Source organism: Lysinibacillus sp. LK3 (genome assembly GCF_001043675.1).
Lineage (GTDB): Bacteria > Bacillota > Bacilli > Bacillales_A > Planococcaceae > Lysinibacillus > Lysinibacillus capsici.
Genome location: NZ_LDUJ01000014.1, coordinates 304885 through 321510, shown reverse-complemented (window position 1 = coordinate 321510; position 16626 = coordinate 304885). Strand labels below are relative to the sequence as shown.

17 protein-coding genes and 1 riboswitch are annotated in these 16626 nt (G+C 38.4%); of the genes, 6 read left to right on the top strand and 11 right to left on the bottom strand.

Going from position 1 to position 16626, the window contains the following annotated elements:
- The first annotated feature begins 9 nt into the window (after positions 1–9).
- Together VK91_RS09535 and VK91_RS09530 are read left to right on the top strand one after the other, a co-directional pair.
- Positions 10–927 (top strand): DMT family transporter, encoded by a 918-nt coding sequence (locus VK91_RS09535; RefSeq protein WP_048392319.1) that lies wholly within the window; start codon positions 10–12, stop codon positions 925–927.
- A 160-nt stretch (positions 928–1087) separates the two neighbouring features.
- Complete coding sequence (locus tag VK91_RS09530; RefSeq protein ID WP_048392318.1) at positions 1088–2137, top strand: Cj0069 family protein; 1050 nt, start codon at positions 1088–1090, stop codon at positions 2135–2137.
- A gap of 30 nt (positions 2138–2167) precedes the next feature.
- Here the strand turns inward: VK91_RS09530 and VK91_RS09525 are convergent, their stop codons facing one another.
- The 3 genes from VK91_RS09525 to VK91_RS09515 form a co-directional block, all read right to left on the bottom strand.
- Positions 2168–2800 carry a LysE family translocator gene (locus tag VK91_RS09525; RefSeq protein ID WP_048392317.1) on the bottom strand — a complete coding sequence of 211 codons (633 nt, stop codon included), beginning with the start codon at positions 2798–2800 and terminating at the stop codon, positions 2168–2170.
- A 102-nt stretch (positions 2801–2902) separates the two neighbouring features.
- On the bottom strand, positions 2903–3646 hold the full coding sequence (locus VK91_RS09520; protein ID WP_048392316.1) for a hypothetical protein: 744 nt from the start codon (positions 3644–3646) through the stop codon (positions 2903–2905).
- Between the two features lie 90 nt (positions 3647–3736).
- Positions 3737–5449: a methyl-accepting chemotaxis protein gene (locus VK91_RS09515; RefSeq protein ID WP_048392315.1), complete on the bottom strand. Its 1713-nt coding sequence runs from the start codon at positions 5447–5449 to the stop codon at positions 3737–3739.
- Positions 5450–5651: 202 nt separating this feature from the next.
- Here VK91_RS09515 and VK91_RS09510 point away from each other — a divergent pair, with 202 nt between their 5' ends.
- The 3 genes from VK91_RS09510 (at position 5652) to nspC (ending at position 8673) form a co-directional block, all read left to right on the top strand.
- Complete coding sequence (locus tag VK91_RS09510; RefSeq protein ID WP_004231223.1) at positions 5652–5858, top strand: hypothetical protein; 207 nt, start codon at positions 5652–5654, stop codon at positions 5856–5858.
- 449 nt (positions 5859–6307) lie between these two features.
- Positions 6308–7537 (top strand): saccharopine dehydrogenase family protein, encoded by a 1230-nt coding sequence (locus VK91_RS09505; protein ID WP_048392314.1) that lies wholly within the window; start codon positions 6308–6310, stop codon positions 7535–7537.
- The gene (nspC, locus tag VK91_RS09500) at positions 7534–8673 is read left to right on the top strand and encodes a carboxynorspermidine decarboxylase (protein WP_004231219.1); all 1140 of its coding nucleotides are present in this window, start codon (positions 7534–7536) and stop codon (positions 8671–8673) included. The genes VK91_RS09505 and nspC overlap by 4 nt, the downstream gene beginning before the upstream one ends.
- Positions 8674–8718: 45 nt before the next feature.
- Here nspC and VK91_RS09495 read toward each other — a convergent pair whose 3' ends face one another.
- The 6 genes from VK91_RS09495 to mce form a co-directional block, all read right to left on the bottom strand.
- Complete coding sequence (locus VK91_RS09495; RefSeq protein ID WP_048392692.1) at positions 8719–9600, bottom strand: hypothetical protein; 882 nt, start codon at positions 9598–9600, stop codon at positions 8719–8721.
- Between the two features lie 43 nt (positions 9601–9643).
- Positions 9644–9735: riboswitch (cyclic di-GMP riboswitch) on the bottom strand.
- A 137-nt stretch (positions 9736–9872) separates the two neighbouring features.
- Positions 9873–10361, bottom strand: a complete 489-nt coding sequence (locus VK91_RS09490; RefSeq protein WP_048392313.1) for a chemotaxis protein CheW — start codon at positions 10359–10361, stop codon at positions 9873–9875.
- Positions 10362–10384: 23 nt separating this feature from the next.
- A complete protein-coding gene (locus tag VK91_RS09485) occupies positions 10385–11500 on the bottom strand; it encodes a M20/M25/M40 family metallo-hydrolase (RefSeq protein ID WP_048392312.1) in 1116 nt (371 codons plus the stop codon).
- 134 nt (positions 11501–11634) lie between these two features.
- Entirely contained in the window at positions 11635–12588 is a 954-nt protein-coding gene (locus VK91_RS09480) for a hypothetical protein (RefSeq protein WP_048392311.1), read from the bottom strand.
- A gap of 106 nt (positions 12589–12694) precedes the next feature.
- Positions 12695–14242, bottom strand: a complete 1548-nt coding sequence (locus VK91_RS09475; RefSeq protein WP_048392310.1) for an acyl-CoA carboxylase subunit beta — start codon at positions 14240–14242, stop codon at positions 12695–12697.
- A 5-nt stretch (positions 14243–14247) separates the two neighbouring features.
- The gene (mce, locus tag VK91_RS09470) at positions 14248–14661 is read right to left on the bottom strand and encodes a methylmalonyl-CoA epimerase (RefSeq protein ID WP_004231207.1); all 414 of its coding nucleotides are present in this window, start codon (positions 14659–14661) and stop codon (positions 14248–14250) included.
- A 125-nt stretch (positions 14662–14786) separates the two neighbouring features.
- Between mce and prli42 the strand changes: the two genes are divergently transcribed.
- A complete protein-coding gene (gene prli42, locus VK91_RS23210; RefSeq protein ID WP_009370219.1) occupies positions 14787–14882 on the top strand; it encodes a stressosome-associated protein Prli42 in 96 nt (31 codons plus the stop codon).
- 22 nt (positions 14883–14904) lie between these two features.
- Here the strand turns inward: prli42 and VK91_RS09465 are convergent, their stop codons facing one another.
- Positions 14905–15915, bottom strand: coding sequence for an aromatic acid exporter family protein (locus tag VK91_RS09465; RefSeq protein WP_081010952.1), 1011 nt, complete (start codon positions 15913–15915; stop codon positions 14905–14907).
- Between the two features lie 152 nt (positions 15916–16067).
- The gene (locus VK91_RS09460; protein WP_004231203.1) at positions 16068–16508 is read right to left on the bottom strand and encodes a BrxA/BrxB family bacilliredoxin; all 441 of its coding nucleotides are present in this window, start codon (positions 16506–16508) and stop codon (positions 16068–16070) included.
- Between the last annotated feature and the right edge of the window lie 118 nt (positions 16509–16626).

Sequence of the window (16626 nt, the reverse complement as noted above, 5' to 3'; positions counted from 1 at the left end):
TGTAAACAGATGAATCAAATTATCCAAAATAAACGTACACTGGGCTTTCTACTAGTTATTCTTGGAGCAAGTTTCTGGGGAATCGGAGGGACCGTTGCCCAACGACTATTTCAGCAGGACAATTTAGAGGTCGGCTGGCTTGTTTCTAGTCGTTTACTTTTAGCAGGTCTGTTACTAATAGCTATATATAAAATGACCCATCGGCATGAATCCATTTTCGTCATATGGCGCACAAAGCAAAATGCTTTTAGACAAATTTTATTTAGCCTACTTGGCATGCTTGCTGTCCAATACACCTATATGATGTCAATCGCTATTGGTAATTCAGCTGTAGCCACATTATTGCAATATTTAGCACCACTGTTTATCATGGCTTATTACTTTCTAACGAGGCAAAGTCCATTGACAAAGCAGGATGGTATAGCTGTATCACTTACACTTGTGGGGACCTTTTTATTATTAACAAACGGTTCTTTTTCAACATTGTCCGTTCCTTTAATGGCTGTGTTATGGGGTATCTTATCTGGTCTTTCTGTTGCATTTTATACCATTTATGCCGTCCCACTTTTACGGCAATTCCATTCATTACTAGTTGTCGGCTGGTCGATGATCATCGGTGGTATAGTAATGAGTATAGCTCACCCACCATGGGCTATCGATCTATCTGATTGGACGTTTTCAACCATTGCCTATTTTCTCTTTATTGTTATTTTTGGGACAATGCTCGCTTTTTGGTTTTATATTGCTAGCTTGCACTATCTTTCACCAAAGGAGTCAAGCCTACTAGGTAGTCTTGAACCATTAATGGCTGTCATCACAAGTGTTTGGTGGTTAAAGATTGCTTTTGGTGGCTATCAGTTTATTGGTACATTGCTAATTCTTCTTATGATTTTATACCTTACAGTATTTCAGAAAAAGCAAGCTTGAAAACAGAAAATTAAGAGAGTTATGAATTTTAATAGTCAATACCTCCTATTACCGAGATAGTAATATATGAATTTATACATAAAATTTACATATTTTATCTATCTTTTCTCCTTATTTGTCTACTATACTGAACATAACAACAGATATAAGGAGGTATTTTATGGATAAAAAAGTTATTTTTTTCGAGGTGGAAGGCGGCACAGATAAAGGCCCAGATGGCTATCGCCCAGATACAATGCCAATGGTGGAAGCGCTACAGCAACGTGGACAGGATGCAGAGGTACTCTTCTTTGATATCACAAAAAAGCAGGAAATCTTTCACTATGTTAAGGAACATGGTATTGCCTATGTATCTCGCATTAACCCAGGCAACTTACAGCATGAGGAAGAGTACTTTGCTATGCTACGAGAGCTATGCCAAGCTGGCGTTATAGGGATGCCACATCCAGACGCCATGATTAGCTATGGTTCAAAAGACGTATTATCAAAACTGACGACAACAAATTTAGTACCTGATGATACATTTGCCTACTACACAATCGAAGCATTCAAAAAACAATTCCCTACTTCCTTAGCTTTAACAGAGCGTGTTTTGAAGCAAAATCGTGGTTCAACTGGAGAAGGTATTTGGCGTGTAAAATTGGTGGAACCGCTAGCAGAGGGTATCACTGAAGTGCCACTTGATGCACAAATCAAATGTACTGAAGCAAAAGATAATCATGTAGAATATTGGCAGCTTGGCGACTTTATGACATTTTGTGAGCAGTATATTACAGGGACGAATGGTATGTTAATCGATATGCGCTTTCTTCCAAGGATTACAGAAGGCGAAATCCGCTTATTCATGTTGCGCGATCATCCTGTACACGTCGTACATAAAAAACCAGCTGCTACCGAGGATGCCTTTAGTGCAACTCTATTCTCTGGCGCTCAATATCGCTATGACAAACCTGAAGACTGGCAAGAGCTGGTACAAAACTTTTTAAAGCAGCTCCCTCAAGTAACAAACCTACTAGGCAATTATGATTTACCGCTAATCTGGACAGCCGACTTTATGCTAGATACCAATGAAGTCGGAGAAGATTGCTATATTTTAGGTGAGATGAATTGTTCTTGTGTTGGCTTTACTTCAGAACTAGCATTAGCGCATGAAGTAGCAGAAGAAATTTTAGCTTGTTTAAAAGAGCATACTGAGGCTATTGCGCAATAAAAAAAGTGCGATCTTTAGGGATCGCACTTTTCATATATAAATCTTAATTCCTTGTATAAATTCATAGATAAAATAACAAGCAAAACCAATCAATAAGAATCCTGCGACAATGGTAAATGTCCTAATCATCTTCCGATTCATAGCTTTACGAGTAACCGAGACAATGGTCAGCAAACCGATATCGTGGAGTAAAATTCCACTTAAAACACCAGCAGCAATAATTAAAAAGCTCGTTGACTCCCCTTGTCCATAAGATTTTGCTAGCACCACACCAAATACGTTGACCCAAAAAACAAGATTACCAGGCGAAATGGCCACTAGTAAGCCGTTAAAATAAGAGGCAAAAAACGATTTGGTTACTTTTTCTCCTGCCAATGTAATATCATGGTCAGCGTTCTTGATAGAATCATAGCCTAACAAGAATAAAAAGCCTGCTCCAATAATCCACATAGGTAGTTGAATTAAAGGCATAGCCAAGATGGAAGCTAGTCCCATATACAAAGCAAAAACCAATACAATATCAATGGTCATGCCACCAAGTCCAACTGCCCAGCCGTGCATAAAACCATTTTTGAGTCCTTGCTTTGTCATTTCTACTGTAATAGCTCCTACAGGCATGGCAATGGCAAGTCCTACCAATACATACGCTACATATAAACTCAAAAAAACACTTCTTTCATGTCATCGATAAGCTTCATACGTCCGTTTATGGTTTCACTATAGCATAATTATACTTGAAAGGAAATAATTATTAATAGATACCTGTTAGAGCATTTGCTTTTTCCATTGCGCTAACAAATCTTTTGACTTCTCCAAATCCAATTTCAATGTGACCTGCTTAGCTGTACAACGTTTTTTAGCTTTCTCCCATGCTTCTTCCAAGGCAGGTAAATAGCTTAAATTTTTTGTCGCTGCTACTAGCTGGAAAAATATATTACCTTGAATATAGTGCCAACGAGGATTCATTCCATCTAGGAGTATTGCTTCTTCAATCAGTCTTAATGCCAAATAAGGGCTACCTTCGTGACGATTTAAAAACTGTGCAAATGCTCCCCAATACAATGCCTTATTAGGCTGCAATTTGATTGCCTCCGCATACTGTACTGATGCCTTATCCTGTTCTTTTGCAAGGACATAATATTCTGCCATTGTATAGTAGGCGTTCGCCTGCGCTTCTATAGGTCCTGCTAATAATTCATCGACCACTTTACCAAATTGCTCATCATCCTGACTACCTATATAAGCTGCGAGAACATCTCGTTCTGGATACGAACCATCTGTACGTTCCACACTTTGCTTTGCTTTGTCATCAGTAGGCTGAGGCATATTTGCATACCCATTTGCCTCTAGCATTGCCACATGCTGCTGAATGACTTGATAGGCCTCTTCTGCGATCGCTGTATCATTGCCCAATATTTCTTTAGCTAGTTGATAACTTTCCTTTACTTGACCACTCAAAAATAAGTCATTGACTTGTTGAACTTGCTCGTTCATTTGTTTTACCACCATTAAAATCCTCACCTTCGCAAAAGAAAAATCTTATTGCTAGTTTACCATTTAAGTAGTATTAGCAAAAGCCAACATGTCCTAATCTTTCTATTATTCTTTTAATTTAAACGCCTTTACATGCTGTTCGAGTGTGTGTGCCATGTGATTTGTTTCATTAGAGCCATGTGCCACCTCATCAATGCTTGCAGTTGTTTGCTGTGCTGCGACAGTAATCATATTCATCGTTTCTTCTATATCACGAATAGATTCTGTTAATTGTTGAATCATTTGCACAATACGTGTAGATTTTTCGTTTTCAGCGGTCATAGCATTAGATATGGTAATCATTTCTTCTACTGTTGCAGCCACTGCTGTAGAAATATTTCCTAAAGATTGTGCTGTTAGACGCACTGTCTCTGTTCCTTTTTCAATATATTGCGTATTATCATTCGTAGATGACATGACCTGCTGCACATGCTTCATTATATCCTGAATAAGCTGTTCAACTTGCAATACCTCTTGATTAGATTGCTCAGCAAGCTTCCGTACTTCCTCAGCAACAATAGCAAAGCCTTTGCCATGCTCCCCTGCTCTAGCCGCTTCAATGGAAGCATTCAGTGCTAGCAAATTTGTTTGTGATGCGATGTTTGCAATAGACGTTGTAATCGTTTGAATTTTGGTTGCAGATGTAACTAAGTTTTCTACTGTTTGTTGTACCTCACCTGATCCGCTATGAATTAATGCCATATCATTGCTTATATCTTTTGCTAGTCGCTCACCCTCTGTTGCTAATTCCATCGTTTGTCTAGCATTATCAGCACTGTTATTGGTATTGCTTTGAATCAATTGAAGGTCCTGCGCTAAAGAAGTAAGAACATCTGTCGCATTTTCAGCATGGTGCATCCCTGCCGTCACGGCACTTGTTACCTCTTCGATATTATTGGCGACACCTTGAATGGTATTGCTCATATCGTTCAGGGTGGAAGCGGTTTCATCTGCGTTATTCGTTAAAGTGTTAGAAGTGGAACGCATCGTCATAATCATATTTTGTAAATTAGCTGTCATTCGATTTAATGTATTCGCTAAATCCGCTACTTCATCTTTACTGTTAATTTTTGTTTCAGGTACAGCTAAATTACCATTGGCAATTTCTTTCGCCTGCTGAATCAGCACACTAATCGGTCTTACTTTACGACGAATTAAAAAGCCTGTAATGATGGAAGCAATTAGCATAGGGAAAATACTAATTAAAATCCCATTTCGTACAACATCCCATGTTCGCTCCTTCACGATATTAGCATCAAAGTCGATGACACTAATGGCAATAATTTCTTTACTGGAATCATGGTCTTTAAAAATAGGAGCATAGCCAGATAAACGGTCCATCCCTGCATAGGTATAAGGCTGTGAGTATGTTGGATGCTTATGTGTAAGCAACATATCAATAGCTTCTTTATCTAAATAAAATTGATCACCAGGGGCATAACCTTTTTCAGCCAAATGATCATCAAGCGCTAATAATGTGCCATCCAACGATAAAATATATTGTGTTTGGAAAATATCTTTATGACCTGTTGTCCAGTTCAAATCGTTCCCAATGCTTTCCTGTACAGCCTTGTCGCCTTGAATGGCCTTGTCCAATTGTTGCGGATTGATCAAACCTGTCGTAATATTGGCACAGCCATAGGCCTCAACACCAGCAGCATCATAAAGTTTATTGTAAGCAGTTATGTATGTAGCGAACGAAGTAATCCCTAGCATCACCACTAAAATACCAGCGATAATCGTCCCAAGTTGAAAAGTTAATGAATTGCGTAATTTCACGATCCATCCTCTCCCCTTTCTTGTAATAATCTATGAATATTCCTTTTGTGTTTCATCATACTACAAAAAGATGTATTAAAAAAGCATCTTTAATTATTCTAGTAAGATAAAAACATTGGAAAAAGTTCTGAATTGTGCGATAATTGAAGTTAATTATCTTAAATCCTGAGCATTACCAATTCATCTAATAGGAGGGCTTGCTATGAATAAACGCTTTCATCTAGTATCGATTGTTACAGGCAACTTGTTAACAATAGGGGCCATTTTTATTTATGCCATGCAAAGTCAAGTGGGAGTAGCCCTCAGTACGTATGCTCTTGTGATGGGTTTTTTTAGTACTTTGCTTGTGGTTTTCTTCTATATATGGGGGGAAGAAAAACAACAAGTATCCAATCGTTTTCTGAAATAATATGCATCATTTTCCAGTACACAGATACCTGTAGCACGTTTAATGTGGTTCCTTCCCTTTCTATATGTAGAGGGATTTTTTTATGTAAAGTTAGTAGAAATGATTTAGTAGCTGGTATCAAATCGTCAATCGGTAGAGATACTATGTCAAAACATTCATTTAGAAAAATATTTACTTGATGTCGTAGTATCTTGGATGAATTGTGATATAACTTCACCAATTATTTAGGTCTATACAACAGCAACTTTCCTCTATTTTTACTAAAATGGCGTTGTAGATTTATTCATGATTCCCTTCTTTTCCGAGGCATTCCCCTCCTTATACGTCTAATTGTTGTAGAAAAATAAAATTTTTTGTAGAAAATTTTAAAACAATGATTGAGTAGTATATCAATTTTCTGTATAATCAGCTTGTTTGACAATACTTTATATGAACTTGGGGGTAGACAATTGGGTAAAGCATTGATTATCGGAGCTGGCGGAGTTGCCAGTGTTGTGGTACACAAGTGTGTTCAAAATTCGGACGTATTTGAGGAAATTTGTATCGCAAGTAGAACTGTTTCAAAATGTGACGCTCTAAAAGAAAAACTAGATGGCGGAAAAACAAAAATTCATACTGCACAGGTAGACGCAGACAATACAGAAGAGGTTATTGAGCTTATTAAAGCTTTCGGACCAGATGTAGTGATTAACGTGGCTCTACCTTATCAGGACTTAACGATTATGGATGCTTGCTTAGCGACAGGTGTGCACTATGTGGATACTGCAAACTACGAGCCACCTGAAACGGCAAAATTTGAATATAAATGGCAATGGGCTTATAAAGAGAAGTTTGAAAAAGCTGGCTTAACTGCATTACTTGGAAGCGGTTTTGACCCAGGTGTAACAGGCGTTTTCACAGCTCATGCACAAAAACATGAATTTGATGAAATCCACTATATCGATATCGTGGATGCCAATGCGGGAGATCATGGATATCATTTCGCAACAAACTTCAACCCAGAAATTAACATTCGTGAAATTACAGCGAATGGTCGTTACTGGAAAGAAGGCGAGTGGATTGAAACTGCACCACTTGAGAAAAAAGAAGTGTATAACCTACCTGAAATCGGACCAAAAGATATTTACCTTCTATACCATGAAGAGCTTGAATCCCTTGCAAAAAATATCAAAGGTTTAAAACAAATCCGCTTCTGGATGACGTTCTCTGAAAAATACTTAACACACTTAAAAGTGTTAGAAAACGTAGGTATGACATCAATTGAGCCAATCGAATTCGAAGGGCAAATGATTCAACCAATCCATTTCCTTAAAGCGGTATTACCAGATCCAGCTTCACTTGGACCACGTACAAAAGGTAAAACAAACATCGGTTGTATCATTCGCGGTCTAAAAGATGGCAAAGAAAAAACGTACTATGTGTACAACGTATGTGACCACGAAGAGTGCTACAACGAGGTTGGTTCACAAGCGATTTCTTACACAACTGGCGTACCAGCTATGATCGGTGCAATGCTTGTGATGAACGGTGAATGGCGTAAACCAGGTGTATGGAATGTGGAAGATTTCAATCCAGATCCATTCATGGATGCACTAAATAAATGGGGTCTACCGTGGCAAGAAAGCCATAACCCAGAATTATTAGACCTTGATTTAGATGCAAAGGAATTAAGCCGATGAAACCAATTGATTTTTCAAAAGTTCCATCCCCTTCTTATGTAGTGGATGAGCGATTATTAACAAAGAATCTTGAGCTTTTAAAATCAATTCAAGATCGAACAGGCTGCCGCATTTTATTAGCCCTTAAAGGCTTCTCTATGCATTCAACATTCCCACTAGTAGGGGAATATTTAGCGGGCATTACATCTAGCTCACTGCATGAGGCACGTCTTGGCTATGAAAAAATGGGCAAAGAAGTTCACGTTTATGCACCTGCTTATATTGAGCATGAAATGGACGAGCTTCTAGGCTATGTGGACCACATCGTATTTAACTCATTTAACCAATGGGCTCAGTTCAAGGATAAAGTTAAATCTGCTGGTAAAACAATTGAATGTGGTATTCGTGTGAATCCTGAATACTCTGAAATTGAAACAGCTCTTTATGATCCTTGTTACACAAACTCTCGCCTTGGTACAACATTGGCTAACTTTGATAAATCACAGCTTGATGGTATCGATGGCTTACACTTCCATGCGATGTGTGAACAAAATTCTGATACATTAGAGCGTATTATTGAAGTAGTTGAGGAAAAATTTGGTGATGTTTTACACCAAATGAAATGGTTAAACTTCGGTGGCGGTCACCATATTACACGTGATGATTATGATGTAGAAAAACTTGTGAACATCATTAATTATATTCAAGAAAAGTATAACCTGCTTGTTTATCTTGAGCCAGGTGAAGCAGTAGCCCTTAATACAGGCTATTTAGTAGCAACGGTGCTAGATATTCAAGAAAATGGAATGGATCTTGCTATTTTAGATACATCAGCAACATGTCACATGCCTGATGTACTTGAAATGCCTTACCGTCCAATGATTATTGGTTCTGGACAAGCAAATGAATTAGCACACACGTATCGCTTAGGCGGACTAACATGTCTAGCTGGTGATGTGATTGGCGATTATTCGTTTGAACAGCCATTAAAACCAGGTGATCGTCTTGTATTCACAGATATGGCTCATTATTCAATGGTTAAAAACCATATGTTTAACGGTGTCAACTTACCATCTATCGTTTCTTATAATGATGAAGAAGGTATTAAAGTCATTCGTGAATTTAAATTCGAGGACTACAGTGGTCGACTCTCCTAATACCAATAGAAAAGCCCTTCCAGTTTAACACTGGAAGGACTTTTTTTATGGACGCATGGTCATCCAATTCTCCACATAATGAATGGCTACTCCATGAAAAGCATCGTTATTTGAAAAATGTTGCTGAACAAGTATAAGCTGTTCATTCATAAAGGCTTCTCCATTATCATAAAAAGTAATATTTTCCCCTTCCTCTGAAGCGCCTGTTTCTACACCAATTACAATTGATTTATTCACAGTGGAAGCATAAGCGATTTCATGTTCTACAATAGAGATAATATCTTTTGCAGCATCACGATAGGCCATGATCGTCACACTATCCGTATGGTCAATGACCCAATCAGCTAATAACCCTTTTCCAAATTGGTTATTATACTGAACTTCATCAAACCAAAATGGCATATCTACTTCTAAAGTAAGTTGTAACTGACTTGCTTTCTCACTTGCTTTCATTATTAGTGTTTGATAGGATTCTATCGTTTGTGCTTGATGTAAACTCCATCCACTATTTAAATAAGGTTCTACATCAAGGTGAACCCCAGAAAATTGCTCAGATTGAGTTGAATTCTCATTATATGTATGTAACCAATTAAACAATTCGTCTTGGCTTCGACTACCCTCAGTTGAAACCCAGCTTGCAGCACCATCCAATGCATAAATGCGAATACCTCTGTGAGAAGCGTTACTAATAAAATGCTTATAGTCATTGCTCGCTATGCCTTGATCGATTTGCAGATAAACTTTATTGACATCGTTATGTTCTAAAAATAATAATATTTTTTCTTGGTCATCAATGATGAGGGATGTATCCCACAGCCAAGTAGCCTTTTCCTGTATAGACATTGCATCAACCTTTCCACTTGATAAAGCTAATGAACTAATCATGATGACGATTAGTGCGGTCCATACTTTTAATTGTCTCTTCATACGAACTAACTCCATTCTACTCGCCACGGCTCCTAGAACAGAACCTGGCAACCTGACAATCTTGCACTGAAATTATAGTGTTTAGACTCATGGCTTTGCGTCCCTCCCTTTCGGTGAAGTTTGCCTTTTTCAGTTTTTTCTTAACCATTATCATACGCGGTTAGCAATTGTTTGTCTGTAGGTATAATGCATAATTGTCACATGTATGATCAGGTAAAAACGACAAAATACAGGTTAAATTTACTATTCAAACATAAAAAAACGTAGAGAACTTAAGCCTCTACGTTTTCCTTTTCATTTTCAAGCATTTTGTGTAAATAATTGATAATTTCTCGAATGCCCTCTAATGAATTAACCAGTATTTTTGGATCAACATAAGTTATCATTCGATTTTCAAGATTAGCTACCGCAGTAAAATAGCGTGTTTTACTATAATTGACTAGACCCAATTGCTGAAGTACTGATTCATCGAAATCAAGAATTTCACGTGCTTCTGTAACAAGTAATCCATAATTAACAACATCTGTATTCAACACAATGATACGAGCAGTTGCTGTATTCGATGAACGATTGTACAGTATGCGTTCAAAATCAAGAACAGGTACAAGCTCACCGCGAATTCTTGTAAAGCCTAGAAGATAGTTAGGTAAATGAGGAATAGGTGTTACTTGCTCTAATTTTTCAATTGAAATCGCTTGCTCCACAGGCACAGCATACTCCTCTGTCCCACAAGCAAAAACGACTGCTTTGACACTTTCCATAGGGTCACATCCTTATTCGACTGTTAGTTTTTCGCCGATTCTTTGACGATTTCTACTAGTAAATCTGCTAATTTTTCAAGTTCTTCTACTGGTATTTTTTCATTTGTTGTATGGATATCCTCGTATCCAACAGATAAATTAACTGTAGGAATGCCAAAGCCTGCGATGACGTTTGCATCTGAGCCTCCACCAGAAATGCCTAGTGTCGGTGTACGATCAATATTGCGTGCAGCAGCCATCGCTACCTGAACTACTTTATCCGATTCCGTTACACGGAAGCCTGGATACATCAGCTTCACTTCTACCTCTGCACGTGCGCCTAAAGAAGCAGCTACTTGTTCAAACGTATCTTGCATATGCTTTGTTTGCGCATCCAATTTAGCTTTGTCTATAGAGCGTGCTTCTGCAAGGATTGTCACTTCGTCACAAACAATATTCGTCGCTTGTCCACCTTCAAAACGCCCAATATTCGCTGTCGTTTCTTCATCTAAACGACCCAGTTTCATTTGAGCAATGCATTTTGATGCGACTGTTATGGCAGAAATGCCCTTTTCAGGAGCAACCCCTGCATGTGCCGTTTTTCCAATAATCTTTGTGAAAATTTTCGCTTGGAATGGTGCTGCTGTCACGATACCACCAACTTTGCCATCGCTATCAACCGCAAATCCATATTTTGCTTTAATGTTAGCTGGATCTAACTCTTTAGCGCCAACAAGGCCACTTTCTTCACCAGCCGTAATAATAAATTCAATATCGCCATGTGCAATATTTTGCTCTTTCAAACGTTTGACCATCTCAAATAGAGCAGCTAGTCCTGCTTTATCATCGGCACCTAAAATCGTCGTACCATCTGATACGATATAGCCATCCTCACGCAAAGACGGTTTGATGCCTTTTCCTGGAACGACAGTATCCATATGAGAAGTGAAATAGATTGGCTCTACATCCAATGTGCCTTTTAATGTGGCAATAATATTACCTGCCCCATGTCCATTACGCGTATGTGCATCGTCTTGAATCACTGAAAATCCAAGTGCAGTTAACTTATCTACAAGAATTGGTGCTATTAGTTGTTCATGTTTTGTTTCCGAATCAATTTGTACGAGCTCAAAAAACTCTTCTACTAAACGACTTGTCATGTTGTAAAACTCCCTTAGTTTACGTGTATTTCCACGTTATAGTATATGTATCATTTTAGCACAACGTCAGAAGAGTTGAAATCATTGAACAATACTACCAAAATAAAAAGTCTGAGAAAAATCTCAGACTTTCCCTAGTCATTGAAAATAATCTCTTTTTCTTTTTCTAATGATTGTAAGTAGTTGACAGCTTTATTATGTTTATCCTGTAAGCGCCAAATCGTATTATGTACATCATCTTGAACACGCGAGACCTGTTCCCTTGCTGTCGAGATTTTAGAATGAACAGACCATGCTGAAAAAATATCATCAAAAAAGTAATCAGCAAACTTAACAAACCCATCTGTTTCAATATGCAGCGATTTCGTAGACATATCATGAACATCTAATAATTCATTATGAAACCTTTGTAACGCAATTTGAGCACTATGTAAATAGTTTTCAGACTGATCGAGTGCATCATGCTTTAAGTGCGTAGCAATCAGCCCACCGCCAAAAAATGTATCCCATGTGGAATATCCATTGGCCGAATGTAATGAAGCTGCTGCTTGCCCTAGCCTTGTAAGAGCTACTTCTCCCGCTTCCTCCGCCTCTTTAATTTCTCTAATGAGCTGCTTTGTTAGCATTTCCTCATGTGCTAAATGCTCTAGCCTTTCTGCTTGGGCAGCATCATGAATCTGTAAATACTTCTTCTTTTTAAGGTAGACCTGTTGAAGTGATTGCTGTAGCGCATTTTCATCAATCTGGGCAAGCTGATTCATCACTTGCACGTTGTCCTCTGCTAAATCATTTTGCATTTTCTTTGCTTCATTCAGCTTTAATTCAAGTACTGCCGCCTTATCAATTTTTTCTGCCCTCAGTTCATCTTGTTGCCCTGTCCATGTACGAATCATATTCATAAACGAGAAACCATCCAATTTATCAAGTTTGGATCGAATTTGGTGGAGTGCTGCTGTATGAGTGTCTATTTCCTGTTGTGTATGTTTAATTTGCCCATCAATTAACTGATTTTGTTCGTTTAATCTAGATGCTTTTCTAAGTTGTGCATGAATCTTTTCTTGCTCTGTTTGTAATTGCTGCCATTCCATTCATCTCAACTCCTCATATCTATCAGTACGGATGACAAACAAAAATGTTTCACTTTTTGGCAATGAAAAACCTAGCAACTTTTGAGCTGCTAGGCTTGTATGACTATTATAGAGGAATATTACCGTGCTTTTTCTCTGGACGTGTTTCATGTTTGTTTGACAGCATATCAAGTCCTTGAATCAGCTTGATACGTGTATCTCGTGGATCGATTACGTCGTCTACCATACCGCGAGATGCTGCAACATATGGGTTAGCAAATTTCTCTTTATATTCTTCGATTTTTGCTGCACGAGTTGTTTCTGGGTCATCTGATTTTGCAATTTCACGGGCAAAAATGATGTTAGCTGCGCCAGCAGCACCCATAACAGCAATTTCAGCATTTGGCCATGCAAATACAAGGTCAGCACCAATTGATTTAGAGTTTAAGGCAACGTAAGCGCCTCCATAAGCTTTACGTAAAATCACTGTAATTTTTGGAACAGTCGCTTCTGAATAAGCATAAAGAATTTTCGCACCATGACGAATAATACCACCATGTTCTTGTTTAACACCTGGGAAGAAGCCAGAAACGTCTTCAAATGTGATGATTGGGATATTGTATGCATCACAAGTACGAATGAAACGAGCAGCTTTATCAGAAGAATCGATATCTAAGCCACCAGCAAGAACTTTTGGTTGGTTACAAACAAGTCCAACTGATTCGCCAGCAATACGTGCAAAACCGACAACTACGTTTTTAGCAAACTCTGCATGTACTTCCATGAACGAACCTTCATCCACTACTTGCTCAACAACTTTACGTACATCATATGGACGTGTTGTTTCGATTGGTACTGTATCTACGATTTCTGGACGGTAGTCATCCCCTTCAGGTCTAGCTTGACGAGGTGCCTTTTCTTTATTGTTTTGTGGTAAGTAGCTTAATAGTTTTTTAATTTCATCAATCGCTGCCTCTTCAGAAGGAGCACGGAAATGAGCATTCCCACTGACCGCATTATTTACTTTCGAACCACCTAAATCTTCAGCAGAAATTTTCTCTCCTGTTACCGTTTCGATTACTTTAGGTCCTGTAATGAACATTTGAGATGTCTTATCCACCATTAGAATAAAGTCAGTAATAGCTGGAGAATAAACAGCTCCACCAGCACAAGGTCCCATAATCACAGAGATTTGTGGAATCACACCAGAATAAATGGCATTTCGGTAGAAGATATGACCATAGCCATCTAATGAAAGAACACCCTCTTGAATACGTGCACCGCCTGAGTCATTGATGCCGATAAATGGTGTACCATTTTTAGCAGCTAGATCCATCACTGTTGCCATTTTTTTCGCATGCATTTCTCCAAGCGCCCCACCAAACACTGTGAAATCTTGAGAGAATAAGTATACTGGACGTCCGTTAATTTTACCGAATCCAGTTACGACACCATCACCAGGTCCCTCCATTTTCTCCATGCCGAAGTCTACTGTACGGTGTGTAATAAATGGGTTGATTTCGAAAAATGTACCTTCGTCTAGCAACAAGTCTATACGCTCACGAGCAGTAAGTTTCCCCTTCTCATGCTGCTTATCGATGCGATCATAGCCACCACCAAGTTCAATTACCGTTTTACGGTCATACAAGTCATTGATTTTGTCGAACATATCCATACTAATCACTTATCCCCTTTTCCACTTTTATCACATAATTCATATAACACCCCAAATGAGGATTTAGGATGCATAAACGCAACCTCTGCCCCTCCAGCACCTGGCCCTGGCTCTTCGGATAAGAGACGTACACCTTTTTCACGAAGCTCTGCCATTCGTTCACGAATTCCCGTCACACCAAACGCAACATGATGAATTCCTTCTCCACGTTTTTCAATAAAACCATGGATGGCACTTTTATCACTCATTGGTTCTAATAGCTCGATTTTCACGTTCCCTGCATCGATAAATGCCACACGAACCTGTTGAGATTCTACTTCTTCCACTTTCATCAACTTTAAGCCCAAAGTTTCTGTATAATATGTAATGCGTTCATCAAGATCGCGCACTGCAATCCCAATATGGTCTACTTTCTCCATGGTGACATCTCCTTCTGTTATGGTACATACTCTATTTTACAGACTTTTTTGTCAAAACTCTACTACTTGAGAAATTTTTCAGATTTGCTAAACTATTTATAAGAAAAGAAGGAGCGAACGAGCATATGAGTAATAAAAAATTTCAAAAAGTCGTTATTTATAGTATGATCGCAATTATGCTAATCTCATCTCTAGCATTCGGATTATCTATGATAATTTAAGGCAAAGCACGAGGCGTCCACACTACTGTGGGCGCTCTTTTTTAGCCTTTAACCCTTTAAATGACTGCTTTATTTCTAAATACCTGTCCATTTCCTCTATAAACTGATAGAGGGCTGCCTGAGCGATAAATTGCTCGTGGCTTTGTGGTAAAGGAAGCTGAGAAAAATCGCGCTTAACATGTTCGAGCTTTTCGCGGTACTGACTAGCCGTATTCCCCGAATGAACATGCTCACCTAGGTCTTGTAAAAAATCTGCCACAATTTCAGCCTCTTGTACTATAACAGGTAATGTCGTCACTTTGGGTAGCACTCTTTCGATAATTTCTAGCTGCTGCTCTCGCATATCGAAATATACATAGTAATCATTTTTACGTCTTGTAAAATGGTTTTGAACATCTTTAAACGCTAATGATTTTGCCTCTTCTAGTGCTTTGATTGCATCGATAATTTCTTGGCCGTTCCACAACGTATCTCCTTGCCGTAAATAGCTGGCAATTTCTAAAAAAATCTTACTATATAGCTCCTCTATTTTGACTCTGTAGTAATTTAATTCCTTTTGAATGTCTGGCATATACATATTAATGGCAATCCCTGTTCCATAACCGATAGCCATCAACGCTAATTCATTATAAACAAGTGTTAATGAGTAACCTTCAGCAGCGTAAATATGCATAATAATCACGACACTGGAGATAAATCCATCCGCAACCTTTAAAGATACAATGGTAGGAATAAAGAGTATAAGCATGCCTGCTAGTGTAAGTGGATGATAAGCAAATAACTCAAAGCTTACAAAGGCAAAAAGCATTGCTACAATACTTGCAACCAATCGTGTATAGGCTGCATAAATGGATTTCTTTTTTGTTGGTTGCACACATAATATGGTTAGAATACCAGCAGATGCATATGAGGCTAAATCAAAATACTGTGCAATGGCAATAGCGATGGCCGCACCAATTGCTGTTTTTAAAGTTCGATAGCCGATTGAAAACTTCTTCAGGCCGACTGCCTCCCATCCTTTAGTACTCTTCACTCATTCAGCTAATTATTTAGCCAATATTACAAAAATTTTAATAATAATGAAACTATCTATACATGAGGATCAGTAGGAAGCCTACATAGATAGCATGATCTATGAGGCTTTTCTACTTGGTTGAAAATGATTTTTCTTATGCAAGAATAGACTTAAAGTTCGTCACAATATTCTTCAAAGTTTGCTTGTAAATTTGTCACAACTGACATTGGGTCATGCCCTTCAATTTCATAGCGTCCCACTTCTGCGACAACTTGTCCATCTTTTAATAGAACGAATGATGGTGATGAAGGTAGATGATCTTCTCCAAAATGGTAACGCGCTGCTGCAGTTGCCTCTTTATCTTGCCCTGCAAACACTGTTACTAAATGGTCTGGACGTTTATCATAATGAACGCATTGTGCTGCTGCTGGACGAGCGATACCACCCGCACAACCACACACTGAGTTCACCATTACTAATGTTGTACCTGGACGAGCAAACGCCTCTTCTACAGCTTCTGGTGTTGTTAATTGTTCATAACCAGCTGCCTCAATTTCAGCACGTGCTGTTTTTAAAATTTCCTGCATAAATAAATCGTAATCCATATTCATATAGCGATAGCTCCTTTCAAGTTCGCGCCAATTTAGTTATATTTCAGATAGTAGATTTTTGACGCTTATCCATCTCTTATCATAGCAGTTTGCAAGCAATTTGTGCACCTACTTGCTC

Bases quoted from the DNA above. Each gene is read 5' to 3' on its own strand.
- VK91_RS09530 (WP_048392318.1), top strand. From the start codon at position 1,088: ATGGATAAAAAAGTTATTTTTTTCGAGGTGGAAGGCGGCACAGATAAA.
- VK91_RS09510 (WP_004231223.1), top strand. From the start codon at position 5,652: ATGAATAAACGCTTTCATCTAGTATCGATTGTTACAGGCAACTTGTTA.
- mce (WP_004231207.1), bottom strand. From the start codon at position 14,661: ATGGAGAAAGTAGACCATATTGGGATTGCAGTGCGCGATCTTGATGAA.
- prli42 (WP_009370219.1), top strand. From the start codon at position 14,787: ATGAGTAATAAAAAATTTCAAAAAGTCGTTATTTATAGTATGATCGCA.
- VK91_RS09475 (WP_048392310.1), bottom strand. From the start codon at position 14,242: ATGGATATGTTCGACAAAATCAATGACTTGTATGACCGTAAAACGGTA.
- VK91_RS09495 (WP_048392692.1), bottom strand. From the start codon at position 9,600: ATGAAGAGACAATTAAAAGTATGGACCGCACTAATCGTCATCATGATT.
- VK91_RS09480 (WP_048392311.1), bottom strand. From the start codon at position 12,588: ATGGAATGGCAGCAATTACAAACAGAGCAAGAAAAGATTCATGCACAA.
- nspC (WP_004231219.1), top strand. From the start codon at position 7,534: ATGAAACCAATTGATTTTTCAAAAGTTCCATCCCCTTCTTATGTAGTG.
- VK91_RS09460 (WP_004231203.1), bottom strand. From the start codon at position 16,508: ATGAATATGGATTACGATTTATTTATGCAGGAAATTTTAAAAACAGCA.
- VK91_RS09520 (WP_048392316.1), bottom strand. From the start codon at position 3,646: ATGGTGGTAAAACAAATGAACGAGCAAGTTCAACAAGTCAATGACTTA.
- VK91_RS09490 (WP_048392313.1), bottom strand. From the start codon at position 10,361: ATGGAAAGTGTCAAAGCAGTCGTTTTTGCTTGTGGGACAGAGGAGTAT.
- VK91_RS09485 (WP_048392312.1), bottom strand. From the start codon at position 11,500: ATGACAAGTCGTTTAGTAGAAGAGTTTTTTGAGCTCGTACAAATTGAT.
- VK91_RS09535 (WP_048392319.1), top strand. From the start codon at position 10: ATGAATCAAATTATCCAAAATAAACGTACACTGGGCTTTCTACTAGTT.